The 25512-nt window shown below is 56.9% G+C and carries 29 protein-coding genes and 1 tRNA gene; 21 read left to right on the plus strand and 9 right to left on the minus strand.

What is annotated here, in order from left to right:
* Positions 1–26: 26 nt before the first annotated feature.
* Positions 27–353, plus strand: coding sequence for a DUF1491 family protein (locus QQG91_RS00970; RefSeq protein WP_285771121.1), 327 nt, complete (start codon positions 27–29; stop codon positions 351–353).
* Positions 350–1078: a DNA repair protein RecO gene (gene recO / locus QQG91_RS00975; RefSeq protein ID WP_285771122.1), complete on the plus strand. Its 729-nt coding sequence runs from the start codon at positions 350–352 to the stop codon at positions 1076–1078. Before QQG91_RS00970 ends, recO begins: the two co-directional genes overlap by 4 nt.
* Positions 1079–1126: 48 nt before the next feature.
* Here recO and QQG91_RS00980 read toward each other — a convergent pair whose 3' ends face one another.
* Positions 1127–2812 carry an acyl-CoA dehydrogenase family protein gene (locus QQG91_RS00980; protein ID WP_285771123.1) on the minus strand — a complete coding sequence of 562 codons (1686 nt, stop codon included), beginning with the start codon at positions 2810–2812 and terminating at the stop codon, positions 1127–1129.
* Between the two features lie 145 nt (positions 2813–2957).
* On the opposite strand from QQG91_RS00980, the gene QQG91_RS00985 reads away from it, so the two are divergent.
* Positions 2958–3725, plus strand: a complete 768-nt coding sequence (locus QQG91_RS00985; protein ID WP_285771124.1) for a sulfite exporter TauE/SafE family protein — start codon at positions 2958–2960, stop codon at positions 3723–3725.
* A gap of 56 nt (positions 3726–3781) precedes the next feature.
* Here QQG91_RS00985 and QQG91_RS00990 read toward each other — a convergent pair whose 3' ends face one another.
* Positions 3782–5380, minus strand: a complete 1599-nt coding sequence (locus QQG91_RS00990; protein WP_285771125.1) for a phosphoenolpyruvate carboxykinase — start codon at positions 5378–5380, stop codon at positions 3782–3784.
* Positions 5381–5678: 298 nt separating this feature from the next.
* On the opposite strand from QQG91_RS00990, the gene QQG91_RS00995 reads away from it, so the two are divergent.
* Genes QQG91_RS00995 through QQG91_RS01020 form a run of 6 tightly spaced genes read left to right on the plus strand, consistent with a single transcriptional unit; the run spans position 5679 to position 10153 of the window.
* Entirely contained in the window at positions 5679–6380 is a 702-nt protein-coding gene (locus QQG91_RS00995) for a response regulator transcription factor (RefSeq protein ID WP_285771126.1), read from the plus strand.
* A gap of 3 nt (positions 6381–6383) precedes the next feature.
* Positions 6384–8102 (plus strand): sensor histidine kinase, encoded by a 1719-nt coding sequence (locus QQG91_RS01000; protein ID WP_285771127.1) that lies wholly within the window; start codon positions 6384–6386, stop codon positions 8100–8102.
* A gap of 17 nt (positions 8103–8119) precedes the next feature.
* Complete coding sequence (locus QQG91_RS01005; RefSeq protein WP_285771128.1) at positions 8120–8536, plus strand: HPr kinase/phosphorylase; 417 nt, start codon at positions 8120–8122, stop codon at positions 8534–8536.
* A 2-nt stretch (positions 8537–8538) separates the two neighbouring features.
* Positions 8539–9483 (plus strand): RNase adapter RapZ, encoded by a 945-nt coding sequence (rapZ, locus tag QQG91_RS01010; protein WP_502881582.1) that lies wholly within the window; start codon positions 8539–8541, stop codon positions 9481–9483.
* Entirely contained in the window at positions 9480–9884 is a 405-nt protein-coding gene (locus QQG91_RS01015; protein WP_285771130.1) for a PTS sugar transporter subunit IIA, read from the plus strand. Before rapZ ends, QQG91_RS01015 begins: the two co-directional genes overlap by 4 nt.
* Positions 9884–10153 (plus strand): HPr family phosphocarrier protein, encoded by a 270-nt coding sequence (locus QQG91_RS01020; protein WP_285771131.1) that lies wholly within the window; start codon positions 9884–9886, stop codon positions 10151–10153. The genes QQG91_RS01015 and QQG91_RS01020 overlap by 1 nt, the downstream gene beginning before the upstream one ends.
* 9 nt (positions 10154–10162) lie before the next feature.
* Here the strand turns inward: QQG91_RS01020 and QQG91_RS01025 are convergent, their stop codons facing one another.
* Positions 10163–11038: a 3-hydroxybutyryl-CoA dehydrogenase gene (locus tag QQG91_RS01025; RefSeq protein ID WP_285771132.1), complete on the minus strand. Its 876-nt coding sequence runs from the start codon at positions 11036–11038 to the stop codon at positions 10163–10165.
* A gap of 160 nt (positions 11039–11198) precedes the next feature.
* Between QQG91_RS01025 and QQG91_RS01030 the strand changes: the two genes are divergently transcribed.
* Complete coding sequence (locus tag QQG91_RS01030; protein WP_285771133.1) at positions 11199–12038, plus strand: DUF6473 family protein; 840 nt, start codon at positions 11199–11201, stop codon at positions 12036–12038.
* A gap of 5 nt (positions 12039–12043) precedes the next feature.
* Here QQG91_RS01030 and QQG91_RS01035 read toward each other — a convergent pair whose 3' ends face one another.
* The 6 genes from QQG91_RS01035 to QQG91_RS01060 all read right to left on the minus strand — a co-directional run bounded on the left by QQG91_RS01035 (position 12044) and on the right by QQG91_RS01060 (position 16194).
* Complete coding sequence (locus tag QQG91_RS01035; protein WP_285771134.1) at positions 12044–12970, minus strand: FAD-binding protein; 927 nt, start codon at positions 12968–12970, stop codon at positions 12044–12046.
* Positions 12970–13728: an electron transfer flavoprotein subunit beta/FixA family protein gene (locus QQG91_RS01040; RefSeq protein WP_285771135.1), complete on the minus strand. Its 759-nt coding sequence runs from the start codon at positions 13726–13728 to the stop codon at positions 12970–12972. The genes QQG91_RS01035 and QQG91_RS01040 overlap by 1 nt, the downstream gene beginning before the upstream one ends.
* Before the next feature lie 211 nt (positions 13729–13939).
* Positions 13940–14512, minus strand: a complete 573-nt coding sequence (locus QQG91_RS01045; RefSeq protein ID WP_285771136.1) for a cob(I)yrinic acid a,c-diamide adenosyltransferase — start codon at positions 14510–14512, stop codon at positions 13940–13942.
* Position 14513: 1 nt separating this feature from the next.
* Positions 14514–14711, minus strand: coding sequence for a twin transmembrane helix small protein (locus QQG91_RS01050; protein ID WP_285771137.1), 198 nt, complete (start codon positions 14709–14711; stop codon positions 14514–14516).
* Between the two features lie 61 nt (positions 14712–14772).
* Positions 14773–15600, minus strand: a complete 828-nt coding sequence (locus tag QQG91_RS01055; RefSeq protein WP_285771138.1) for an SDR family oxidoreductase — start codon at positions 15598–15600, stop codon at positions 14773–14775.
* 36 nt (positions 15601–15636) lie between these two features.
* Positions 15637–16194, minus strand: coding sequence for an SH3 domain-containing protein (locus QQG91_RS01060; protein WP_285771139.1), 558 nt, complete (start codon positions 16192–16194; stop codon positions 15637–15639).
* Between the two features lie 198 nt (positions 16195–16392).
* Here QQG91_RS01060 and QQG91_RS01065 point away from each other — a divergent pair, with 198 nt between their 5' ends.
* The 11 genes from QQG91_RS01065 (at position 16393) to rplL (ending at position 25501) form a co-directional block, all read left to right on the plus strand.
* On the plus strand, positions 16393–18717 hold the full coding sequence (locus tag QQG91_RS01065; RefSeq protein ID WP_285771140.1) for a DNA topoisomerase IV subunit A: 2325 nt from the start codon (positions 16393–16395) through the stop codon (positions 18715–18717).
* Positions 18718–18791: 74 nt separating this feature from the next.
* Positions 18792–19421 carry a hypothetical protein gene (locus QQG91_RS01070; RefSeq protein WP_285771141.1) on the plus strand — a complete coding sequence of 210 codons (630 nt, stop codon included), beginning with the start codon at positions 18792–18794 and terminating at the stop codon, positions 19419–19421.
* 91 nt (positions 19422–19512) lie between these two features.
* Positions 19513–20688, plus strand: coding sequence for an elongation factor Tu (tuf, locus tag QQG91_RS01075; RefSeq protein ID WP_285771142.1), 1176 nt, complete (start codon positions 19513–19515; stop codon positions 20686–20688).
* 139 nt (positions 20689–20827) lie between these two features.
* Positions 20828–20903 (plus strand) — tRNA-Trp (locus QQG91_RS01080).
* Between the two features lie 113 nt (positions 20904–21016).
* Entirely contained in the window at positions 21017–21859 is an 843-nt protein-coding gene (locus tag QQG91_RS01085) for a hypothetical protein (RefSeq protein WP_285771143.1), read from the plus strand.
* 58 nt (positions 21860–21917) lie between these two features.
* Positions 21918–22118, plus strand: coding sequence for a preprotein translocase subunit SecE (gene secE / locus QQG91_RS01090; RefSeq protein WP_285771144.1), 201 nt, complete (start codon positions 21918–21920; stop codon positions 22116–22118).
* Positions 22119–22330: 212 nt separating this feature from the next.
* Positions 22331–22864, plus strand: a complete 534-nt coding sequence (gene nusG, locus QQG91_RS01095; protein ID WP_285772296.1) for a transcription termination/antitermination protein NusG — start codon at positions 22331–22333, stop codon at positions 22862–22864.
* 105 nt (positions 22865–22969) lie between these two features.
* Positions 22970–23395, plus strand: a complete 426-nt coding sequence (rplK, locus tag QQG91_RS01100; RefSeq protein ID WP_285771145.1) for a 50S ribosomal protein L11 — start codon at positions 22970–22972, stop codon at positions 23393–23395.
* A 1-nt stretch (position 23396) separates the two neighbouring features.
* A complete protein-coding gene (gene rplA, locus QQG91_RS01105) occupies positions 23397–24095 on the plus strand; it encodes a 50S ribosomal protein L1 (RefSeq protein ID WP_285771146.1) in 699 nt (232 codons plus the stop codon).
* A gap of 448 nt (positions 24096–24543) precedes the next feature.
* Entirely contained in the window at positions 24544–25056 is a 513-nt protein-coding gene (rplJ, locus tag QQG91_RS01110; RefSeq protein ID WP_285771147.1) for a 50S ribosomal protein L10, read from the plus strand.
* Between the two features lie 70 nt (positions 25057–25126).
* Positions 25127–25501: a 50S ribosomal protein L7/L12 gene (gene rplL, locus QQG91_RS01115; protein ID WP_285771148.1), complete on the plus strand. Its 375-nt coding sequence runs from the start codon at positions 25127–25129 to the stop codon at positions 25499–25501.
* The last annotated feature ends 11 nt before the right edge of the window (positions 25502–25512 follow it).

Genomic DNA, 25512 nt, shown 5'->3' on the forward strand with positions numbered 1-25512 from the left:
TTGTCGTGGGGCGAGTTGGAGAAGACATGCGGCTTACGTCGGAAATCTGGGTTTCGGCCTATCTCATGCGTTTGCGCACCGAGGACATACCTGCGTTCGTCGTCAAAAAGGGCGATGTGACTGCGGGTGCAGTGCTTATCAAGCTCAACACACTCGACGGGCGCGCGACCTGTTACCAGCGAAGCTTTGATCTGATGTCGGGAGAGCGCGCTTGGGTTGCCCTGAGTTCGGGCCCCGAGACCGAGGTCGATGCCTCGATCAACAAGCAGCGCAACTTCGATCCCGATCTTTGGGTCATCGAAGTCGAGAGCAGGCAGGGCCGCCATATGCTTGACGAGCCCGGTCTCGAATGATCGAGTGGCGGGATCAGGGCGCTTTGATCGCGGCGCGTCCGCACGGAGAAACATCCGTCATCGTCGAGGTCTTTACCGAGACACATGGTCGTCACGCAGGTGTTGTTCGTGGTGGCGCCAGTCGCAAGCAGGTTGCAAACCTTCAGCCCGGAACACAGCTTGATGTGACCTGGAAGGCGCGTCTCGATGATCACCTTGGAAGCTTCAGCGTCGAGCCGTTGCGGTCTCGTGCCGCGCAGGTCATGAATGACCGTCTTGCGCTTGGGGGGCTTAATGCGGTTTGCGCGCTGCTTTCGGCGACTTTGCCGGAACGCGAGCCGCACCCGATCCTCTATGCAAAAAGCATCGCGCTTCTCGATCTTCTGGGGCAAAGCGATGTCTGGCCATTGGCCTATCTTCAATGGGAAATGGCGCTTCTGGAAGAATTGGGATTTGGCCTTGATTTGTCGGCTTGTGCCGCAACGGGTGTGAATGAAGAGCTTTGCTTCATCTCGCCGAAGTCAGGGCGCGCCGTGAGCCGTCAGGGGGCGGGAGAATGGGCGCACCGTATGCTTGATTTACCGCCCGTTCTTAAAGGCGAGGGAGATGCCTCGGGACCCGAAATCGCCAAGGCGCTCGCGACGACAGGCTATTTTTTCGAGCATAAAGTCCTTGCGAATTTGTCGGGACGGCCCATGCCGCCCGCACGTTCGCGGCTTAGGGATCTGATCGCATCCTTGCAATAAAAAGGCCGGCGGGGGAGCGCCGGCCTTTTACTTTCCAGACGGTAGGATTTAACCCAGCAAGCGCCGAGCGATGACCTGCGCCTGAATTTCTGCGGCACCCTCGAAAATGTTGAGAATGCGGGCGTCGCAAAGGATGCGGCTGATTTTGTATTCCAGCGCAAAGCCATTGCCGCCGTGGATCTGAAGACCGTTGTCCGCAGCCGCCCAAGCAACGCGGGCCCCCAAGAGTTTCGCCATCCCCGCTTCAAGGTCGCAGCGGCGATCGGCATCCTTTTCCCGCGCCGAGAAATAAGTCAGCTGACGCGCAATCATGATCTCGACGGCCATCATCGCTAGCTTGCCTGAGACGCGCGGGAAGTTGATCAGCGATTGGCCGAACTGCTTGCGGTCGTTCGCGTATTGCATTGCAACATCGAGAGCCGATTGTGCAACACCGATGGCGCGGGCGGCGGTCTGGATCCGCGCGCTTTCAAAGGTTTGCATCAGTTGTTTGAAGCCGTTCCCTTCCTCGCCGCCGAGGAGGTTTTCGCCTTTGACGTGGAAGTTATCAAAGCCGAGTTCGTATTCTTTCATCCCGCGATACCCGAGCACTTCGATCTCGCCACCCGTCATCCCCTCGGTCGGGAAGGGATGCTCGTCTGTGCCGGGTGTCTTTTCGGCAAGGAACATCGACAGGCCTTTGTAGTCGCTTGTCGCAGGGTCAGTGCGGGCGAGGAGCGTCATGACATGGGTGCGGGCCGCATGGGTGATCCACGTTTTGTTGCCCGTTACTTTGTAGTCACCGTTCTCGTCCTTGACAGCGCGGGTGCGCAGAGAGCCGAGGTCGGAACCCGTATTGGGTTCGGTGAACACGGCAGTCGGGAGCGTTTCACCCGACGAAAGACGGGGAAGCCACTTTTCCTTTTGCTCTTGGGTGCCGCCACAAAGGATAAGTTCAGCCGCAATTTCAGAGCGGGTGCCGAGTGAGCCAACGCCGATATACCCGCGCGAAAGCTCTTCCGAGACGACGACCATTGCGGATTTGGGGAGGCCGAAGCCGCCGAATTCTTCAGGAATGGTAAGGCCGAAGACGCCCATTTCGGCAAGCTCTTCGATCACGCTCATCGGGATCAGCTCGTCCTTGAGGTGCCATTCGTGGGCGAAAGGCTCTACCTTCTCCACGGCGTAGCGACGGAATTGCTCGCGGATCATCTCGAGCTCGTCGTCAAGGCCCGTCGCTCCGACGGTGATGTTTGCAGACTGCTCCTGCATCAGTTCAACAAGGCGAGTCCGGGCGGATTGGGTATTGCCGCGCACCATCAGCGTCGAAACAGCGTCATTGCGGAAGCCGTTCAGCGCGTCCTCGAGACCAAGCTCGCTCATACGGAACATTTCGCCTTGGGACATCGGGATGCCGCCGGAGATATGGTTCAGGTATTCGCCGAAAGCGATCTGGAGAAGGAGCTGTTCGATCTCGCCGAATTTCCCCTCGGTTCTCAGCGTGCTTGCCCAGCCGTCCATCTGGCGAAGTGCTTCGACATAGGTGGCAAGCCACGCAAGACCATGGGCGGCGCTCTGGTTCTCTTCGACAAGTTTGCCTGAAACGCGTCCGTCCTTCGTTACAAGCGACTTGAGCACTTCGGTAGCGCTGGACAGAACGGCATCGGCTGCAGGAACGGCTGCCGCCGTCAACTCCAGAAGGTTATCGAGAAGCGGGTTGGCTTTCATGAATACGTCCTGTCCGTCATGGGGCATGTGAAGGGCTCCTTTTTTGCTTGTGCAGAAATAGCCCTTTCGCAGTCGCAGCGCAATATTAGTTCGTAAAATTATTAAAAATCATACTAAAGTGTCGCGACCGATTTTGCGTGTAGGTTTGAATGAATACCGCTAAACCATAGGAATGGATACGCTTTTTAGTTCTCTCCCTCTTGAGCTCATCGTTTTTGCCTTTGGTGTCACTCTCGTTGCGGGTGTTGTCAAAGGTGCCGTAGGGTTTGCGATGCCATTGATCATGATCTCGGGAATGGGAATCGCAATAGACCCCAAAGTGGTTGTTGCCGCGATCATCTTTCCGATTGTGATGTCGAACTTTCTACAGGTGGCAAAGGCGGGCTTTGGAGAGGCGAGACAAGCGCTCAAGGATTACGCTGTTTATGTGTCGATCGTCTGTGTGATGATCCTTGTCTCGGCTCAATTCCTGACGGTTATTCCCACTGAAACGATGTTCCTTGTGCTGGGGATTCCAGTCACAATCCTCTGTGCGATCCAGATTGCGGGGGTCCGGTTTACCATTCCTGAGAATCGCCGAGGCGTATCCGCGGTGATCGCAGGGTTCCTTTCCGGGGCGCTCGGCGGTCTTGCGGGGACTTGGGGCCCGACAACCGTGCTTTACCTCGTCGCGGTCGAGACGCCCAAGGCACGACAGATCGTGGTTCAGGGTGTTGTTTATGGTCTCGGCTCGGTGATGCTCTTGATGGGGCATCTGAAGTCGGGCGTGATGAATGCGGAAACTTGGCCGCTCTCGGCGCTTCTTCTGATCCCCGCTTTCCTCGGGATGCGGATCGGTTTCCTGATCCAGGATCGCATCGACCAAGACGCATTCCGCAAAGTAACGCTTTGGGTGCTTTTGATTGCGGGACTCAACCTTGTGCGTCGCGGTTTGATCTAGAAACGAAAAAGGGCAGAACCGAAGTTCTGCCCCCATCTCTTTGTTTGGCAAGAGCCTTAGCCGATTGCGGCGGCTTTCACGTCCTCGTCGATGAAGGGGACGTATTTTTCAAAGTTGGCCGAGAACATTTCAACCAGCTTGTTGGCCTGTGCGTCATAGGCGGCCTTGTCGGCCCAAGTGCTGCGCGGATCGAGAAGACCGGCATCAACGCCTTCAACAGCTGTCGGAACTTCGAAGCCGAAGTTCGGGTCCTTACGGAAGGTGGACTCGATCAGCGTGCCGTCGAGCGCAGCGGTCAGCAGCGCACGGGTCGCTTTGATCGGCATACGCGAGCCTGTGCCGTAGGCCCCGCCGGTCCAGCCAGTGTTCACCAGCCAGCAGGTTGCGCCGTGCGATGCGATCTTTTCCTGAAGCAGCTTGCCATAAACCTCGGGGCGGCGCGGCATGAAGGGTGCGCCAAAGCAGGTCGAGAAGGTCGGTTCGGGTTCGGTCACGCCACGCTCGGTGCCGGCCACCTTGGAGGTGAAGCCCGAAAGGAAGTGATACATCGCCTGAGCGGGTGTCAGACGTGCAATCGGAGGAAGAACGCCGAAAGCGTCACAGGTGAGCATGATGATGTTCTTGGGGTGACCGCCAAGTGCGGTGTCCGACGCGTTCGAGATATAGTCGAGCGGGTAGGCGCAACGCATGTTTGCGGTCAGGCTGTCGTCGTTGAAGTCGAGCTCTTTGGTCTCTTCGTCGAACACCATGTTCTCGATCACGGTCGCGAACTTCTTGGTGGTGGCGTAGATTTCAGGCTCGGCTTCGGCCGAGAGGTTGATGGTCTTGGCGTAGCAGCCGCCTTCGAAGTTGAAGGTGCCGCGATCCGACCAGCCATGCTCGTCATCGCCGATAAGAACACGCGACGGGTCAGCCGAAAGCGTGGTCTTGCCCGTCCCCGAAAGGCCGAAGAACACCGCCGTATCGACGGGGTTGCCCGGCGCATGGTTGGCCGAGCAGTGCATCGGCATGATGCCCTCTTCGGGGAGCAGGTAGTTGAGGAGGGTAAAGACCGACTTCTTGTTCTCGCCTGCGTATTCTGTGCCACCGATCAGGATGATCTTTTTGGCAAAGTTCAGGGTGATGACGGTTTCGGTGCGGCAGCCGTGCTTTTCAGGATCGGCCTTGAAGGTCGGGCAGTTGATGATAGTCCATTCCGGCGTGAAGGTGTCCAGCTCGGCGCGCTCGGGGCGGCGAAGCAAGTGGCGGATGAACAGACCGTGCCACGCAAGCTCGGTTACCACGCGCACGTCCAGACGGTGTGCCGGATCGGCGCCCCCGAAAAGATCCTGAACGTGGTAGGTTTTGCCCTTCATGTGCTCGAGCATGTCGGCGTAAAGAACATCGAACTTGCCCGCATCCATCGGCGGGTTGTTTTCCCACCAGATGGTGTTTTCGACTTCGGGTGTTTTGACGACGAATTTGTCTTTGGGCGAACGGCCGGTGTGCTTGCCCGTGGTCACCAAAAGCGATCCGCCTTGGCCCAGCGTGCCTTCTTCGGCTTTGATCGCGGCCTGCACAAGATCCGGTTCGATCAGGTTGTAATAGACATAACCCAGTCCATGGATGCCCTGATCTTCAAGCTTCATGGTTGGGTTGACCCGTCCGTGGTCCATTGTCTCTCTCCTAATGTGACCGGCCTTGAGTGGCCTGTAGACCTTCACATAGCAGCAAGATTTTTCTCAAGAAAAGGACACATTTACACAGTTAGCGCGAACATTTTCGTGTTAGCGCAACCATTTAGCGCGACCATAGTCGGGTATGGCAAATTAGTCATCCTTTGAGGATTCATGTTCCAAAATGTTGCCGCAAACAGTCGGAGTGACACTTTAGGATTGATTCGTTTTCTCAAAAGGAGGAAAAACACTATTAAAATGGGCAATAACAAGAGCAGTCACAAAAGGGGTTAACCCGATGCAAAAAATCGCGTTGGTAGACGACGATCGGAATATTCTTACTTCGGTCGCCATGACACTCGAGGCCGAAGGTTTCGAGGTCGAGACATATAACGACGGACAGGCGGCGCTTGACGCCTTCAACAAGAAGCTTCCCGACATGGCGGTGCTGGATATCAAAATGCCACGCATGGACGGCATGGATCTTCTGCAACGGCTTCGTCAAAAAACCACGATGCCGGTCATTTTCCTCACGTCCAAAGATGACGAGATCGACGAAGTGCTCGGTCTTCGCATGGGGGCCGACGATTATGTGAAAAAGCCGTTTTCCCAGCGTCTTCTGGTCGAGCGTATCCGCGCACTTCTCCGCCGTCAGGATGCGATCAACGGTGCTCCTGTCGAAGAGACTGAAGAAAACAAAGTGATCGAGCGCGGCAATCTCAAGATGGATCCGCTTCGTCATGCCGTGACGTGGAAGGGTAAGGACGTATCTCTTACGGTAACCGAATTCCTCCTTCTGCAAGCCCTCGCGCAGCGCCCCGGTTTTGTCAAAAGCCGTGACCAGCTGATGGATGTGGCCTATGATGATCAGGTCTATGTGGATGACCGCACGATCGACAGCCACATCAAACGTCTGCGCAAGAAAATGCGCCAAGCGGATGATGAGTTTACGGCAATCGAGACGCTGTATGGCATCGGCTATCGCTATAACGAAGAATAAAGAATGACCGCATCGCCCAATATCGACGTTCGTGATCTCCGTTCGGTGCGAAAGGCCGCTCGGGAATCCGATGTGGTTTTGGGCGACGACTACCTCACGCCAGATTCCGTGATGGATCGCGAATATCGTGAACAGCACGGGAAAAAGCGGCTTTTTACGGTCAAAAGCTCGCCTCTTGCTCGCAAGATCATCACCTTTAACCTCTTGTCGATCATCATTCTTGTGGCAGGCGTTCTTTTTCTGAACCCCTCGCGCGAGAATTTGGCCTTTCAGCGGACCCAAGGGCTTGTTCGTGAAGCAGAGCTCATCGCTGATGTGTTCGAGGCGACCTTGCCCGCAGGGGCTCCGGTGAACCTTGCGACAAGCGACGGGATCGAGGCGGATCTCGTGCTCGGTGGTCTTGATATTCGGGGCGGGGTCAAGGTTTTTATCTTTGATCCCACAGGCGTACTCATCGCCGAGCGCGAAGCCGAGGCGAATACCACTTTCACGAACGGGAGCACGGTTCTGACCGATCTGTTGTATCGGGGGTGGAACGCGCTTTCGCAGATTTTTGGCCCCTCGACGTCGAAACGCGTCATCCTTTCCGACATTGATCGTGCCCGCACCACCGCAGTCGAGGCCGTGGGGTCGGGGAACGAAGCCCAGATCAGTCTGGGCGCTGATGGTGGAACAGTCTTTTCCGTGGCGACGCCGATCCTTCAGAATAATGCGGCCATCGGCGCGGTTGCCGTGCTGAGTGCGGATGGCGAGCTTGATCAGCTTGTCCGTCAGGAACGCGAGCAGGTGCTCCAGATGTTGATTATCGGGGTCGTCGTGTCGATTGCGATGTCACTTGTGCTTGCTTCGACGATCGCAAATCCGCTTGCCGATCTTGCCGCTGCGGCCGAGTTGGGGCGTGATCGCAACGCGCGCAAGATGAACCCCGGTCGCATTCGCATTCCCGATCTGACAGCACGTCCCGATGAGATCGGCCGTCTTTCGGCGGCGCTCCGCGGTATGGTCGCAGCGCTCTATGAGCGGATCGAGAACAACGAGCAATTCGCGGCCGACGTCGCGCACGAGATCAAGAATCCGCTTGCGTCTCTCCGCTCCGCGGTCGGCACACTCCGCGTTGCAAAACGGGACGATCAGCGCGAGCGTCTTCTCGAGGTGATCGAACATGACGTCGTGCGACTCGATCGTCTTGTGAGCGATATTTCCAATGCCTCCCGTCTCGACAGCGAATTGGTGAAGGAAGAAGAGGAAGAGTTCGACCTTATCAAAATGGTCGGCAACCTGAATGAATTCTTGGGTGGCCAAGCCCGCGAAAAGGGTATCGATTACCTGACCGACATGCCGAACGTTCCGATCAGGATTTCGGGTCTAGAGGGGCGTTTGGCCCAAGTTTTCGTCAACCTGATCACCAATGCGATCTCCTTTTGTGAAGAGGGTGATGCCATACGGGTATGGGTTCGTCGCCGTGACAACCGTGTCCTTGTCGTGGTCGAGGACACAGGTCCGGGCATTCCCGACACAGCCCTGACCAAAATCTTCAAACGGTTTTACTCCGAGCGTCCCGCAGGCCAGTTCGGCAATAACTCGGGCCTTGGGCTCGCGATTTCCAAGCAAATTGTGGAAGCGCATGGCGGCGTTATCTGGGCCGAGAACATTCGCCCGACCGAGGCTGATATTTCCTCGGAGCCACTTGGTGCGCGGTTTGTTGTCGGGCTTCCCGTCTAAACATGTCGGGGCCGGATGTGGGTGACACAATTCACGCCTCGGCTATCGTTCTGGACGGCAAAGGACTTCTTATTCTCGGCCCCTCGGGAAGCGGCAAATCTTCCTTGGCGCTTGAAATGATGGCGCGCGGAGCAACGCTTGTGGCCGATGACCGCTGTTTGATTCAGGTGCAGGACGACAAGCTCTTTGTCTCTCCCCCTGCTACGATTGCCGGCCAGATCGAGGCGCGCGGGATCGGCATTCTGAATGCCGACTTTGCGCCTTTTGCTTCGATCGACGTGATTGTGGATCTTGGTCGGAAATCACCGAAACGTTTGCCTGAGCAATTGACGATGACACTTGCGGGCGTCACACTCCCATTAGTTCACAAGGTCGATAATCCAAGTTTTCCGGCACTGCTTTTGCAGGTTCTGCGAGGCGGTCGGAGAGATTGAGCATGGTTCAGAGCGAAGAGGGCCCGCCCCCACAGGCGGGGAGAGATATCGATAGTCAGATTGTGCGCGTCATCTTGGTGACGGGCCCTTCAGGTGCGGGCCGCACCACCACTGTTCGCGCGCTCGAGGACTTTGGCTACGAGGTGATAGACAACCTACCTTTGTCCCTCTTGGATCGCTTGCTTACCGGACCCAAGCTTGATCGTCCGATCGTTCTGGGGATCGATGTCCGTAACCGCGATTTTTCTGTGGATGCGTTCTTGCGGGTGATCGACACACTTACGCGCGATCCGAGTATTGAGGTTCAGTTGCTCTATCTCGATTGTGCCGAAGACGAGCTTATCCGTCGCTATTCGGAAACCCGCCGCAAGCACCCGCTTCTGCCGGATCAAGCGCCGATCATCGGGATCAGCCAAGAGCGCGCCTTGCTTGTGCCGATCCGCAACAAAGCCGACATTTTGATCGACACGACAGGTCTTTCGCCCCACGATCTTCGTGTCGAAATCGAAGCGGCGTTCGGTATTGATAGCCGCAAGAACATGTTGTTGTCGGTGCAGTCTTTCTCCTATCGCAGGGGCATCCCGCGCGGTGTGGATTTTGTGTTCGACTGCCGCTTTCTCCGCAATCCTCACTGGGAGCCGAGCTTGAGGGCGAATGACGGACGCGAAAAAGGGGTCGCAGACTATGTGAAGGCTGATCCCGACTTTGAACAATTCTTGCAAAATGTGCTCTCCTTGATGGAATTGACGGTGCCTTTGTTCAAGAATAGCGGGAAGTCCCATCTCTCGATCGCATTTGGATGCACGGGCGGGCAACATAGATCGGTTGCGATGACCGAAATCGTAACGGATGCACTTGCAGAAAAAGGATTGCAGGTATCTAAACGTCACCGAGAATTGGAACGGCGCGAAGGTGACTCTGCGCCAAGCAAGGGAACTGCGCATTGATCGGGATTGTGATTGTCGCACATGGGGGGCTGGCGCAGGAATACCTTGCCGCAGTTGAACATGTCGTCGGCAAACAAGAGGGCATGCGCGCCATCGCCATCGGTCCCGAAGATGATCGAGAAGCCAAGCAAGACGAAATCTGTCGCGCTGCGAACGAAGTCGATACGGGCAACGGCGTTGTGCTCTGCACCGATCTGTTCGGGGGCTCTCCTTCAAATCTTTCACTGCGGGCCTGTAGTCTCACGGACCGACGCATCCTCTATGGGACCAATTTGCCCATGTTGATCAAGTTGGCGAAATGTCGGGGCCGTACAGTGCCGGACGCCGTCAATGCCGCCTTGACTGCGGGACGAAAGTATATCGACAGCCACGCTGTCACCTCGGACATGGACTTTGATTGATGGCCTATCGCAAACTCAAGATTGTAAACGTGAAGGGGCTGCACGCACGGGCCTCGGCAAAATTGTCCGAGCTTTGCGAAAGGTTCGATGCGACCGCCACTGTGTCCAAGGACGGTGAATCCGCGGGAGGAGACAGCATCATGGGGCTCCTGATGCTCGCAGCATCGATTGGCACCTATATCGAAGTCGAAACGAACGGTGCTCAGGCCGAGGAACTTGCCGCCGCAATCGAGGCTCTCGTTGCCGACAAATTCGGCGAAGGCAACTGATCCGACCCTTTAGCGGGTCGGAACAGGCTTTTCTCCACGATAATCATAGAAACCGCGCTGGGTTTTGCGCCCGAGCCAACCCGCTTCGACATATTTGGTCAAGAGCGGGCAGGGGCGGTATTTCGTGTCGGCAAGACCGTCATGGAGCACGTTCATAATCGCCAGACAGGTATCGAGCCCGATAAAGTCGGCAAGCTCGAGCGGGCCCATTGGATGGTTCGCACCGAGTTTCATCGATGTGTCGATAGATTCGACCGAGCCGACACCTTCGTAGAGCGTATAAATCGCCTCGTTGATCATCGGCATAAGGATGCGGTTCACGATGAATGCGGGGAAATCCTCGGCCGCAGCGGATGTTTTTCCAAGTTTTTCGACAACTGCGTGACAGGCTTGGAATGTCTCTTCATCGGTGGCAATGCCGCGGATCAGCTCGACCAGCTGCATCACCGGCACGGGGTTCATAAAGTGGAACCCGATGAACTTCTCGGGGCGATCCGTTCGGCTTCCCAATCGGGTAATCGAGATCGAAGAGGTGTTCGAAGCCAGAATGGTGGTCGGCTTGAGGTGCGGGAGCAAATCCTCGAAGATGGCTTGCTTGATCGTCTCTCGCTCGGTTGCCGCCTCGATGACAAGATCGGTCTGCCCAAGATCGGCCAATGTGGTGGTCGTCTTGATGCGCGCCATGGCTTCGGCTTTTTGCTCGGCGGAAATCACGCCTTTTCCGACCTGACGCTCAAGATTTTTATCGATCAAGCCAAGCGCCTTGCTCATGGCCTCGGCGCTGACGTCGGTGAGCAGGACATCAAATCCGGCAAGAGCAAATACATGGGCGATACCGTTCCCCATCTGACCTGCGCCAACGATTCCAACATGCTGGATATCCATAATCTTGCCTCTCGCTATTCTAGGGCACCTTAGTCCTGAAGATTTGGCTTCATCAAGACACGCCGCTTATCAGAGTTGGTTCAAATTCGAAATTTAGCAACTTGGCAAGGAATTTGGGCGAATCTTCTTTCAGGTGAGTGAAAATACGAGTGGTGGAAAAATGAAGCACGAGTCCTTCGGCGCTTTGGGCGTGAACTATGCTCCTTGTCGATATGCACATTCCAAACTGAACTTTCGGGGGCCAAAGCGGTCGCTGGATCAGGGTTATATCGCCTGCATTGGTGATGGGGCGACTTATGGAAAGTTTGTTCGCACGCCTTTTCCTGCGATGCTGGAACAAGAGCTTGGTAGAAAATGCGTCAATCTCGGCATCCCACATGCGGGCATCGACGCTTTTGTCAAAGATGCCTCCGTCATGTCGATCTGTGAGGGCGCGGATGCCGTGGTTCTACAGGTGTCGGAAGTCCAGAACATGTCGAACCGTTTTTATCGTGTCCACCCGCGACGCAACGACCGCTTTCTCGCGGCCTCCTCTGTTCTCAAGGTGCTCTTTCCGAACATAGATTTCACCGAGTTCGACTTTACCCGTCATTTGCTTGCGCGTTTGCGGAGCGCGGCACCCGAAAAATTCGGCATCGTCGAGGCGGAGCTGTCGCAAGCATGGACCGCGCGCATGCGCACTCTCTTGTCCCATTTCGGGGATCGGGCCGTCATCGTGTCCGTCCCGCCGATGCAGCGCACGTCGGGCAGCATCGAGGTGACTTCCACGCTTTTGTCAGGATTCAAAGACATCGCTCGCGACATTGTCGAGGTTACGCCTGTAACCGCGAATACCACCGAAGGGATGGAATGCTCTGCGGTGGAGCGGGACCAAGCGCTCTGCTTTCCCAACCCGCGTATCCATGCCGAAATTTGCGAGGCTGTCGCGTCGAAGCTTTTGCCGAGGCTTCAAATAAAAAAGGCCCGCACAGTTTTTGCGCGGGCCTCTGGAGGGGTGTGAAAGGATCAGAGCTTGCTTGTGAGCTCGGGCACAGCGTCGAAGAGGTCGGCGACGAGGCCGAAGTCGGCGACCTGGAAGATCGGGGCTTCTTCGTCCTTGTTGATGGCGACGATGATCTTCGAATCCTTCATGCCGGCAAGGTGCTGGATCGCGCCCGAGATACCGACAGCCACATAAAGCTGCGGGGCTACGACTTTGCCGGTTTGACCGACCTGCCAGTCGTTCGGGGCATAGCCCGAGTCGACCGCCGCACGGGACGCACCGACCGCCGCGCCGAGCTTGTCGGCAAGACCTTCGATGAGCGCAAAGCTCTCTTCCGAACCGACGCCGCGGCCGCCCGAGACGACGATCCCCGCAGAGGTGAGTTCAGGACGATCGCTGGCTGCGACCTTGTCCTCGATCCATTCGGATTTGCCCGTTTCAGCAGCAGTGCCGAGTGCCTCGACCGGCGCCGAGTTACCGCCAGCCGCCGCCTCGAACGAGGTGGTGCGGATGGTGAAGACCTTGATGCCGTCCGACGATTTGACGGTCTGGATCGCGTTGCCCGCATAGATCGGACGCTCGAAGGTGTCGGCGTCGATCACGGCGGTCACATCCGAGAGGATCATCACGTCAAGGAGGGCCGCAACGCGCGGCAGCACGTTTTTGGCATCCGAGGTGGCGGCCGCAGCGATATGCGAATAGCCGCCCGAAAGCGAAACGATCAGAGCGGCGACAGGCTCGGCCAGAGTGTGGCAAAAACCGTGGTCGCCCGCAAAGAGCACCTTGGATACGCCTGCGAGGGTCGCGGCTTCTGCGGCGGCGGCATCACCGCCCTGACCTGCAACAAGCACATGCACGTCGCCAAGCGCGGCGACTGCGCTGACCGACTTGGACACGGCGTCAAGGGCCAGCTGGCCGTTCACGACTTCGGCAAGGAGAAGAACAGCCATCAGATCGCTCCTACTTCTTTGAGTTTCGAAACAAGCTCGTCCACCGAACCGACTTTGATGCCGGCCTGACGCACGGCGGGTTCAGAGGTTTTGACGATCGCAAGGCGCGGGCTCACGTCGACGCCGTAATCTGCTGCGGTCTTTTCATCGAGCGGCTTTTTCTTGGCCTTCATGATGTTCGGCAGCGACGCATAGCGGGGCTCGTTGAGGCGCAGGTCCACCGAGATAACGGCGGGAAGCGCGCTCTTGATGGTCTGAAGGCCGCCGTCGACCTCGCGGGTGACGACCGCTGCACCGCCGTCGATCTCGACCTTGGAGGCGAAGGTTGCCTGGCTCCAGCCGAGGAGCGCGGCGAGCATCTGGCCCGTCGCATTCATGTCGTTGTCGATGGCCTGCTTGCCGCAGAGCACGAGGCCGGGCTGCTCTTCCTCGACCACTTTGGCAAGGATTTTCGCCACGGCGAGAGGCTCGATATCGGTGTGCACGTCGTCGGCAGCGGTCACTAGGATCGCACGGTCAGCCCCCATCGCAAGCGCGGTGCGCAGCGTTTCCTGGGCTTGTTTGACGCCGATCGAAACAACGACGATCTCTTCGGCCTTGCCTGCTTCCTTGAGGCGGATGGCTTCTTCGACCGCGATCTCGTCAAAGGGGTTCATCGACATTTTAACGTTCGCAAGATCAACACCCGTTCCGTCCGCTTTCACACGAACCTTTACGTTGTAGTCAATCACGCGCTTGACCGGCACCAAGACCTTCATTGGCGTAGTTCTCCCTCATAAGTGGCGCAGACGCACCCGTTCGCGAGGTTGTTAGCAAGCGCAGCAATAGGAAAACAGTGTAAAATCGACGCGGTTTGCACCGGAGACGCCACGTTTGCCTAAGACTTTCGGGTCATCTCGGGCGCGCAACCCATAAAATAAGGGCCGCAGCGGTGCGGCTGCGGCCCTTGGGCATGGCGTAGGGTTAACGTTATCGGTTTGCGCCGGGAACCCAGAGAATATCGGCTTTACCGCTATCATTCGCGACTCGGGACGCGACAAAGAACCAGTCGGAAAGACGGTTGAGATACTTCACCGCGGCAGGATTGACTGATTCCATGGAGGCAAGTTCGACGCAAAGACGTTCGGCGCGCCGAGAAACGGTTCGGCAGAGGTGGAGTTGCGCCGCGAGAGCCGATCCCCCAGGCAAGATGAAGCTGCGAAGTGGTTCGAGGTCTGCGTTCATCTCGTCGATTTCGGTTTCAAGACGTGTGACCTGAGTGTCGAGCATGCGCAAAACGGGGTAGGGGGCCTCGTTGTCCTTTTCCATGTCGGGGCGACATAGATCAGCGCCGAGATCGAAAAGGTCGTTCTGGATTGCAGCAAGCCTGTCTGCCATCACGCCGCTCGCATGCAAGCGGGCCAATCCGACCGTGGCATTGGTTTCATCAACCGTGCCATAGGCGTCAACGCGCGCCGAATATTTTGCAACGCGATCCCCGTTTCCGAGCGCGGTTTCACCTTTGTCACCGGTGCGGGTGTAGATTTTATTCAAGACGACCATATCAGCGACGAACCCATACAAAGAGGAGGATCAGAGCAACTGCAATTGCCTGTGCGATGATCCGATAACGCATGATCTTGTTGGCGTTGCGTGCATTGTATTCGCCGCCACGACCAAAAGACCCGACCCCCCATAACAGGATTCCGGCCACGGCCAGACATGCAAATGCGACAACATAGAATAGGGGATCGTCTCTCATCACGGACCTCGTGGTTTGCGGTTATCCCCGATGTAGCAGCCCTGACCCGAAAAGAAAGGGCCTAGCCCTTGGCAATGAGCCAATCGAGGGCGCGAGTTGGGAGTAAACGCTTGAGGTTACCCATCAGATAGGTCGCGGTTGTGACATAGTAGCGCGGCTTTGGATTCGCAGCCTCCAAAGCATGGATAAGCTTGGCGGAAACTGCGCTGGCGGGGAGTTCGAAACGGTCTTTGCCGCGGTCGAGGTAGAGCCGATCCATAAGCCGTTCATAATCCGATCTACGCACCGAATTTTTCCAGTCGATCCATTTTTCGAAATGCGGGATCGCATTTTCGCGGATTTTCGATGTGATCGGTCCGGGTTCGATCAGACAGACTTTGATACCCGAGCCGCGCAGTTCGAGGCGAAGGACATCGGAGAGACCTTCAATTGCGAATTTTGTCGAAACATATGCACCGCGCCACCCGAAAGGCACGAGCCCCAAGACCGAAGAGCAATTCACGATGCGCCCGTGTCCTTGGCTGCGCATAACGGGGATGACCCGACGCGTGAGTTCGTGCCAGCCGAAGACATTCGTCTCGAAGATCGCGCGCAGGGCATCGGTGGGTAAATCTTCGACGGCACCGGGACAGGCAAAGGCCCCGTTGTTGTAAAGCGCATCAAGCCGACCGTTCGTCAGTGCAAGGATGTCGTCCAGTGCTTTGGAGATCGACCCCGTATCGGTGAGGTCGAGAACAAAGCTTTCGAGCCCTTCGGCCCTCAGCCTATCCACGTCCTCTTGTTTGCGGCAAGTGGCAAAGACCCGCCAGCCTCGATTGCGGAGGGCGTGAGCGGCATCATAGCCGATCCCGCTTGAAGACCCTGTGATCAGAACGCTGCGCTGTGTCATGCCGCGATGTTGCTCAGCATGCGCCGAGTTGCAAGCTCAACCATTTGCCTCGCGAAGCAAACTTTCCGCCATCCAGCCCATCTTGCCTGTTTCCACCACGCGGATGCGCGCCCAACCGTTTGTCGTTTCCAGCACTTCTGCCTCTGTGCCTTGGGTCAAGGTCGTGACGACACCGTATCGCGTGCTCGGACCCTGACGCATATTGACCCGAGAGCCGGCGACGGTACGAATATCTGCGCTCGGCGAAACGAGGCTCCCGTCAAGCTTGCTCGTGCTGTCTTGGGATGCGAGGAGCGCGAGAGCCTCGGCCGCACTCTTCGGTGCAGCGGCGGGCGCATCGGTCAACGAGGCCGCGATCACACTGGCTTGGATCGAGTCGGTTGCAGTGACGATGACGGGAGCGACCGTCAGGGTGTCTGTAACCGTGCGGGTCGCAACAGGCGCAACATCGGACGAACGTTTCGCGACGCTCGGCCCGAAGGCGACCCTTGTCGGGTTGGTTACACGCGTCTCGGGTTCGAACGCCGCGCCGCCCGAAAGTTGGTAAAACGCCAAAGCGAGGAAACCAAATGTGACCCAAATATACGACTTCATGACACACCCCCATGTGCATTCAATCCAAGGTTAATACGATTCGCTTATAAATTGCATTCGAATTTGGGCTCCATGGACCTTTGGGCTCGCGATGTCATGTGCTTTTTGTTTTGGGGCGATCCGCGAACAGACCGTGTTGAAAACGGTTCTCCTCAAATCCCACTGGATCGTCGGGCAGGTTGTCGCTAAACCCGAAATATGAGTGATATTTCCGATACTGAATCCGGCGAGAGCAGCCAAAATCTGACCGAAACGCTTCGGCGTGCGATTGGCGAGCGCTATCTGACCTATGCGCTTTCGACGATCATGCACCGTGCGCTTCCCGACGCCCGCGATGGGCTCAAGCCCGTGCATCGCCGCATTCTTTATGCGATGCGCGAACTGCGTCTTGCCTCGACGGGGGGCTTTCGCAAGTCCGCCAAGATCAGCGGCGACGTCATGGGCAACTATCACCCGCATGGTGATGCCGCGATTTATGATGCGATGGCCCGCCTCGCGCAGGACTTCAACGTGCGTTACCCTCTCGTCGATGGCCAAGGAAACTTTGGCAATATCGACGGAGACAACCCCGCAGCGAGCCGCTACACCGAAGCGCGCATGACCGCCGCGGCCGAGGCCTTGCTCGAAGGTCTCAACGAGAACGCAGTCGATTTTCGTCCGAACTATGACGGCACGCTTGAAGAGCCTGTTGTTCTTCCTGCCGCTTTTCCGAACCTCTTGGCGAACGGCGCAAGCGGGATCGCGGTCGGGATGGCGACCAATATTCCGCCGCACAACATCCACGAGTTGATCGACGCCTGTCTGCATCTGATCAAAGCGCCCGATGCGCGGGACGAGACGCTTTTGCAATATGTCCCCGGTCCCGACTTTCCGACGGGCGGCGTGATCGTCGAACCCAAGGAAAACATTGCCGAAGCCTATCGCACAGGACGTGGCTCGTTCCGTCTTCGTGCCAAATGGGAGGTCGAGGATCTCGGTCGCGGGCAGTGGCAGGTCGTGGTCACCGAAATTCCCTATCAGGTGCAAAAATCCAAGCTGATCGAAAAGCTGGCCGAGGTCATCCAGACCAAAAAGGTCCCGCTTCTTGCCGACGTGCGTGACGAAAGCGCCGAGGATGTTCGTATCATCCTCGAGCCTCGCGCACGCACGGTCGAACCCGATATGCTCATGGGGATGCTGTTCCGAAACTCCGATCTCGAAGTGCGGTTCAGCCTCAACATGAACGTGCTGATCGACGGCGTGACGCCCAAGGTCTGCTCGATGAAAGAGGTTTTGCGAGCCTTTCTCGACCATCGCCGTGATGTTCTTATCCGTCGGTCCGAGCACCGCATGGAAAAGATCGATCATCGTCTCGAGGTTCTCGAAGGTCTTATCATCGCCTTCCTCAATCTGGACCGCGTGATTGATATCATCCGCTATGACGACGATCCCAAGCGCGCCTTGATGATCGAGAATTGGGGTAAAGACCACGCCCGCGCCACATCGGAAAAGGATTATGTTTCTCCGCTTATCGGCGCTGCCGAAGACGCGGAACTCACCCTGTCCGAAGTTCAGGCCGAAGCCATCCTCAACATGCGCCTGCGATCTTTGCGGCGTCTCGAAGAGATGGAGCTTGTCCGCGAGCGCGATGCCCTCATGGAGGAACGCGCCGGTCTTCAGGATCTCTTGACCGACGAAGGTCTCCAGTGGGCGCGTATTTCCGAACAACTCCGCGAAACACGCAAACAGTTCGGCCGCGATTCTGTGGGCGGTGCGCGTCGCAGTGCTTTTGCCGACGCAGCCGAGGTTGAAGAGGTTCCGCTTGAAGCGATGATCGAGCGCGAACCCATCACCGTGATCTGTTCGACCATGGGCTGGATTCGCGCGATGAAGGGTCATCAGGCGCTTGATGCCGATGTCAAATTCAAGGATGGCGACGGCCCGCGCTTTATGTTCCATGCCGAAACCACCGATCGCCTTATTGTGGTCGGGGCAAACGGGCGTTTCTACACGCTTAGCGCAGCGAGCCTTCCGGGTGGGCGCGGTATGGGCGAACCTCTCCGCCTTATGATCGACCTGCCGAACGAGGCCGAGATCGTCGACATCTTTGCCCATCGGGCAGGACGCAAGCTGCTTGTCGCCTCTTCTGCGGGGGATGGTTTCCTTGTTGCCGAAGAAGAAGTCCTTGCCCAGACACGGACCGGTAAACAGGTCCTGAATGTCAAAGACGGCGTTGTGACACAGGTCGTAAAACCCGTCGTGGGTGATCATGTCGCTGTCGTCGGCGAGAACCGCAAAGTGCTCGTTTTCGATATCGCTGAGCTTCCTGAAATGAACAGGGGCAAGGGCGTCCGTCTCCAGAAATACAAGGACGGCGGTCTTTCCGACGCCACGACGTTCAACTTGGCCGATGGCTTGAGCTGGCTCGATCCGGCGGGGCGCACCCGAACCGAAACCCAGCTTGAAGAGTGGTTGGGCAAACGGGCGGGGACCGGACGAATGGCCCCACGCGGATTTCCGCGCGACAACAAGTTCACATCCTGATTCAAGGGCGGCAGCGGTTGCGTGCCGCCCTTCGGTCTTTTAACGATGGTATTCATCTTATTTGAGGACGTTTCATGTTCAAGACAGCTGTTGCCATCCTTTCCCTTGCTGCGCTGACGGCCTGCGGCGGGTTCCGGGACGACCTCGCCAAGGCCCCCAAGCCGCTTGGAAACTTTCTTTTGGGTCACAACATTGTTGTCTCGAAAGAACCCCAAAAAGGTCCTTTCTCGCGAGAAGCGTCCAACGAGGAATGGAAAGAGGCGATCAAGCAGGCGGTGGATGACCGTCTGGGCAGCCAGCGGTTCGATGGAAACGCCTATTTCCACATCGGCACAACGGTTCAGGCCTATGTTCTGGCGCAGCCCGGCATTCCCGTCGTGTATGCGCCCCAGTCCGTTTTGATGTTCACAGTCGTTTTCTTTGAAGACGCCACCCAGAAACAACTCAATCCCGAGCCGATCCAGCTTACCGTTTTCGAGCCCTGCTGTTCGATCCCCTTGGTCGGATCGGGCCTGACCAAGAGCCGAGAGCAGCAGCTTGAAGGTCTTGCTTTCAACGCGGCCAAGGCGATCGAGCGGGTGATGCGCGAAAACGCCGAGTGGTTCGGCGGTGAAAATGAAGTGCTCCCCGAAGACGATACGATCATCGTCGGCAACCCGCTGGATCGACAGGCAACAGCAAATACCGAAGAAACAGCCAACTGACGCTTGATTTCCGAGGGAAATGCCAATACATCGCCCGCGATGTTTTGAAACGGGCCAAAAGTGGCCCCCGAATGCATGAGGCGCCTGCGAAATGGCTAAGGAAAAGTTTGAACGTTCCAAACCGCACGTCAACATCGGCACGATTGGCCACGTTGACCACGGCAAGACCACTCTGACCGCTGCAATCACCAAGTACTTTGGTGACTTCCGCGCATACGACCAGATCGACGGCGCACCGGAAGAGAAAGCTCGCGGCATCACGATTTCGACCGCACACGTCGAGTACGAGACCGAAGGCCGTCACTACGCCCACGTCGACTGCCCCGGCCACGCTGACTATGTTAAGAACATGATCACGGGTGCTGCGCAGATGGACGGCGCGATCCTCGTTGTGAACGCAGCTGACGGCCCGATGCCGCAGACCCGCGAGCACATCCTTCTCGGCCGTCAGGTAGGCATCCCCTACATGGTCGTTTACATGAACAAGGTTGACCAGGTTGACGACGAGGAACTCCTCGAGCTCGTCGAAATGGAAATCCGTGAACTTCTGTCGTCCTACGACTACCCCGGTGACGATATTCCGATCGTCAAGGGTTCGGCACTTGCCGCTATGGAAGGCCGTGATCCCGAGATCGGCGAGAGCTCGATCCGCGCTCTGATGGAAGCTGTCGACAGCTACATCCCGACCCCGGCACGTGCAGTTGACCTGCCGTTCCTGATGCCGATCGAAGACGTGTTCTCGATCTCGGGCCGTGGTACTGTTGTGACCGGTCGTGTTGAGCGCGGCGTGATCAACGTTGGCGACTCGATCGAAATCGTTGGTATCCGCGACACCAAGACCACGACCTGTACCGGCGTTGAAATGTTCCGCAAGCTGCTTGACCGCGGTGAAGCCGGCGACAACATCGGCGCGCTGCTTCGCGGTGTTGACCGTGACGGCGTTGAGCGTGGCCAGGTTCTCTGCAAGCCCGGTTCGGTCAAGCCGCACACCAAGTTCGAAGCTGAGGCCTACATCCTCACCAAGGAAGAAGGCGGTCGTCACACCCCGTTCTTCGCGAACTACCGTCCGCAGTTCTACTTCCGCACCACCGACGTCACCGGCACGGTAATCCTGCCGGAAGGCACCGAGATGGTGATGCCGGGCGACAACCTCAAGTTCAACGTTGAGCTGATCGCACCGATCGCTATGGAAGACGGTCTTCGCTTCGCTATCCGCGAAGGCGGCCGCACCGTAGGCGCAGGCGTTGTATCGAAGATCGTCGAGTAATCGACACCTTCACGCCAAATCGAAAGGGTCGCCAAGAGGCGGCCCTTTTGCTTTTTGGAATTTAAAAAGAATTCCGCAGCGAAATGACTTTTCCGTCTTGCAAAGGTTTCGGCGCTTTTGTAACCCATGGCTCGGCCTTAGGGGTATAGCTCAGCTGGTAGAGCGACGGTCTCCAAAACCGTAGGTCGCGGGTTCGAACCCTGCTGCCCCTGCCATTTCAATATGTGATCCGCAGCCACCGAAGAGGTTGGAATTATTGGCGGAAGATATTAAAATTTCCCTTCATATCGGGCCGCACAAGACGGCCACTACGCATTTTCAATCGACAATGCGTCACAATCGGGAAATGTTGATCGCAGGCGGCGTTCGGTTCTACGGTCCCGAATATCTCAGGTTCCGCGAGCGCACTCTTGAAAAGATGTTCGGCATCCATGAGCGTGCCCGAGAGCTCAACAAACGCACTCCAGAAGAACAGTTGGCCTTTCTCGCCAAAGGCGCTCACCATGTGGTCTTCTCCGAGGAGAATTTCATCGGCCCGCTGCATGATGGAAAAGGGCATGTCTCTTTGCCGCTCTACGCCGAAGCGGGCCCGCGGCTCTTGGCCTTTCGGGAACGGCTCCCGAATGTGCCGCTGCGACTTTTCTTTTCGATCCGGCGTCCTGATGCCTTCCTTCAATCCGCCTATAGCCAAGCGCTTCTGGCGGGCACCTTTCTTTCTCCCGAGAGCTTTCGTCGGCGCAATCCGATCGAAGAGGTCGACTGGGTAGAGCTCTTGGACCGGATCAACGCCACCCCCGATCACGACGGGCTCTTTGTGTGGCAGTATGAGGCCTATCAACTTTTGTTGCGACCACTGACGCGGCCGATGATGGGGTGGGGATTCGCGCGCAGGCTCGAGGTTAAGACGGATCGCGTGCATCAGGGGCTCTCGTCGGCTGCGCTCGACCAAATCCTTGAGTGGCACGCCGCAGGACGAAAAGGCGACATCGCTGCGGAGGCCCGCAAGAAATACCCTGTTTCGGACGCATACCCCAAATTCCGTCTGTTTTCTAAAGAGGTGTCGGAAGCTGCGGCGGCTTGGTATGGCACCCAAATAGACGAAATCCGCGAGAAGAACGGGATCCAACTTGTCGAGCTTCCGAACCGCTTGCGCGATCAAGTCACGAGCTAGGCTTGAAAAGCCCGCATTTGTTTCGTATCTCGCCACGGATACTTGAGAGGTAGCTACTATGGCCCGGACCAACCCAGTCCAATTCTTTCAGCAAGCTCGCGCCGAAATCGGCAAGGTCGTCTGGCCGACCCGTCGCGAAGTTGTCCTGACGACCGTCATGATTTTCTTCATGACTGTCTTGCTTGCGCTGTTTTTCTCGCTTGTCGACCTGCTCATTCGCGGCGGTCTTCAGGGCGTGCTGACGTATTTCGGCTCCTAAGGTCGAAAGCGCCTCTGCTCAAGGCGGGGGAAAAGTGGCCTAAGACCCTTGAATCCATTGGGATAGAGGGGTATGTGCCACCAAATTCCTGAAAAGGCGTGCGGCGAATCGAGTTGCGCGCCGATTTTCTTTTTCAGGACACTGTCGGCTAAGTGCCGATGAAATTGGAATTTTCGGCCCGTGTGGTCGAGTGCGACGAGGTATCGAAAAAGATGGCCAAGCGTTGGTATTCGGTGAGTGTTCTTTCGAACTTCGAAAAGAAGATCGCGGAACAGATTCGCACCAAAGTGGCTGAGCAAGGACTCGAAGAGCAAATCGACGAAGTGCTTGTTCCCACCGAAGAAGTGATCGAAGTCCGTCGCGGCAAGAAAGTTTCGGCCGAGCGTCGCTTCATGCCGGGCTATGTTCTTGTTCACATGGAAATGTCGGATGAGGGCTATCATCTTGTGAACTCGATCAACCGCGTGACCGGCTTCCTCGGCCCGCAGGGTCGTCCGATGCCGATGCGCGATGCAGAAGTTCAGGCAATCCTTGGTCGTGTCGAAGAAGGTCAAGAGGCGCCGCGTCAGCTGATTTCGTTCGAGATCGGCGAAAAGGTCAAAGTCAACGATGGTCCGTTCGAGGGCTTCGATGGCATGGTCGAAGAGGTCGACGAAGACAACCAGCGTCTCAAGGTCACCGTTTCGATCTTCGGTCGGGCTACCCCGGTCGAACTGGAATACACGCAGGTCACCAAAGGGGCCTGAGTGGTGTAAGCGTGGGAGGTTTGTCGGGCGCGCCTTGCAAATCGGACCACACAACAAAAGTCTCGGCACTCGCGTGTGTCGGGAGTTGGAAAAAGGAGAGGCCCTATGGCCAAGAAAGTAATGGGAACGCTGAAGCTGCAGGTTCCTGCAGGTAAAGCAAACCCCTCCCCGCCCGTCGGCCCTGCACTCGGTCAGCGCGGCATCAACATCATGGAATTCACCAAGGCTTTCAACGCGAAGACCGCGGACATGGAAGTCGGGGCTCCTTGCCCGACCGTGATTACCTACTACCAGGACAAGTCGTTCACCTTCGAGATCAAGACGCCGCCGGCTTCTTACTACTTGAAGAAAGCTGCAAAGCTCCAGTCGGGCGCCAAGAAGCCCGGTAAAGAGACTGCAGGTTCCGTGACCGTTGCTCAGGTTAAGGAAATCGCCGAGGCCAAGATGAAGGACCTCAACGCCAACTCGATCGAAGCTGCGATGCAAATCATCCTCGGCTCCGCTCGCTCCATGGGCATCGAGGTAAAGTAAGATGGCTAAAGCAGGTAAGCGTATTACCGCAGCTCGCGCTGCATTCGAAGGCAAAGAGAACGTTTCGGTCAACGAAGCAGTCGCTCTTGTCAAAGCCAACGCATCCGCCAAATTCGACGAAACCGTCGAAGTTGCGGTTTGCCTCGGTGTTGACCCCCGTCACGCAGACCAGATGGTTCGTGGCACTGTCAACCTGCCGAACGGCACGGGTAAGACTGTTCGCGTTGCTGTTTTCGCTCGTGGCGACAAGGCCGACGAAGCAAAAGCTGCTGGCGCAGACATCGTTGGTGCAGAAGACCTGATGGAGACCATCCAGTCGGGCAAGATCGACTTCGATCGTTGCATCGCGACCCCGGACATGATGCCGATCGTCGGCCGTCTGGGTAAGGTTCTCGGCCCCCGTAACCTCATGCCGAACCCCAAGATCGGCACTGTGACCGTAGACGTTAAAGAAGCTGTAGAAGCTGCTAAAGGCGGTCAGGTCCAGTTCAAGGTCGAAAAGGCCGGTGTTGTCCACGCTGGTATCGGCAAGGCTTCTTTCGACGCTGCCAAGCTCGAAGAAAACCTGCTTGCTTTCATCGACGCAGTCCAGAAAGCCAAGCCCGCCGGTGCAAAGGGCACCTATATGAAAAAAGTAGCGCTCAGCTCCACTATGGGCCCAGGCGTTTCGGTTGACGTTGCTTCCGCAACCGGCAACTAAGTCTTAACTCGCAAGGGTGAGAACGAAGCGGGCCTCTCGGGGCCCGCTTTTGTTTTTGGACCTTTCTTGGGTGTCCCGTGTGATTTCGTTGTCAAATGCGCGACCTTATGGCATGCTCATTCAAACACATTCACGCGAGCGGACCGTTTTCCGCAATCGGTTCTTGCGTGCTTGTGGCTTCCCAGATAAATGATCCCTTGCAATCAGCGTGCGATTCGTCGTGCGCTGCTTTGTGTTTCGTCCAAGATGGCGGGTTGAGTGTCTGGAGCTATCGCGCATGCGATGCAAGAGCCTCAATAATTCCTGCCTGAGACGGGAAAGAGACAAGTTTCTCCCGGGGTGACCTCGGGTGATTTTGGCGCTACCCCGTAACGGACTTCGTGCTGGCACGTCTGTGCTGGCGGAAATGAGCCGGAAGGGGAGACCCTTCCAAACTTGGAGTAAAACTGTGGATAGAGCACAGAAAGAGAAACTGGTCGAAGAACTCGGCCAAATCTTTGAAAGCTCTGGCGTCGTAGTGGTTGCCCACTACGAAGGCATGACAGTTGCTGAAATGCAGGACCTTCGCGCACAAATGCGTGATGCGGGTGGTGCTGTACGCGTAGCCAAGAACAAGCTCGCCAAAATCGCCCTCGAAGGTAAGCCCTGTGCAAGCATCGCTTCCTACCTGACGGGCATGACCGTGCTCTCCTATTCCGAAGACCCTGTGGCTGCGGCCAAGGTCATGGATAAGTTCGCCAAAGGTAACGACAAGCTCGTTATCCTCGGCGGTGCTATGGGTGACTCGGCTCTGGATCCGGCCGGTGTCAAAGCCGTCGCACAAATGCCGTCGCGTGAAGAGCTCATCGCTCAGATCGTATCGTGCATCGGTGCGCCTGCCTCGAACATCGCTGGTGCCATTGGCGCGCCTGCCTCGAACATCGCAAGCATTCTCTCGACCATCGAAGAGAAAGCTGCCTAAGCAACTCGAATGTCTCATCGGGGCCTAGCCCTGACGTTAGGACACACATCAAACGAACGGAAAGCATAAAATGGCTGATCTGAAGAAACTTGCTGAAGAGATCGTAGGTCTGACCCTTCTCGAAGCACAAGAACTGAAAACCATCCTCAAGGACGAGTATGGTATCGAGCCCGCTGCTGGCGGCGCTGTAATGGTTGCTGGCCCGGCTGCTGAAGCTGGTGCTGCTGCAGAAGAGAAGACCGAATTCGACGTCGTTCTCAAGGATGCAGGCGCAGGCAAAATCAACGTGATCAAAGAAGTCCGCGCCATCACCGGCCTGGGCCTCAAAGAAGCCAAGGACCTCGTTGAGGCCGGCGGCAAGATCAAAGAAGGCGTTTCGAAAGCTGAAGCCGACGACATCAAGGCAAAGCTCGAAGCTGCTGGCGCAACGGTCGAACTGGCCTAATTGCGTTGCTT

The sequence above is a fragment of the Marivivens sp. LCG002 genome (genome assembly GCF_030264275.1).
Lineage (GTDB): Bacteria > Pseudomonadota > Alphaproteobacteria > Rhodobacterales > Rhodobacteraceae > Marivivens.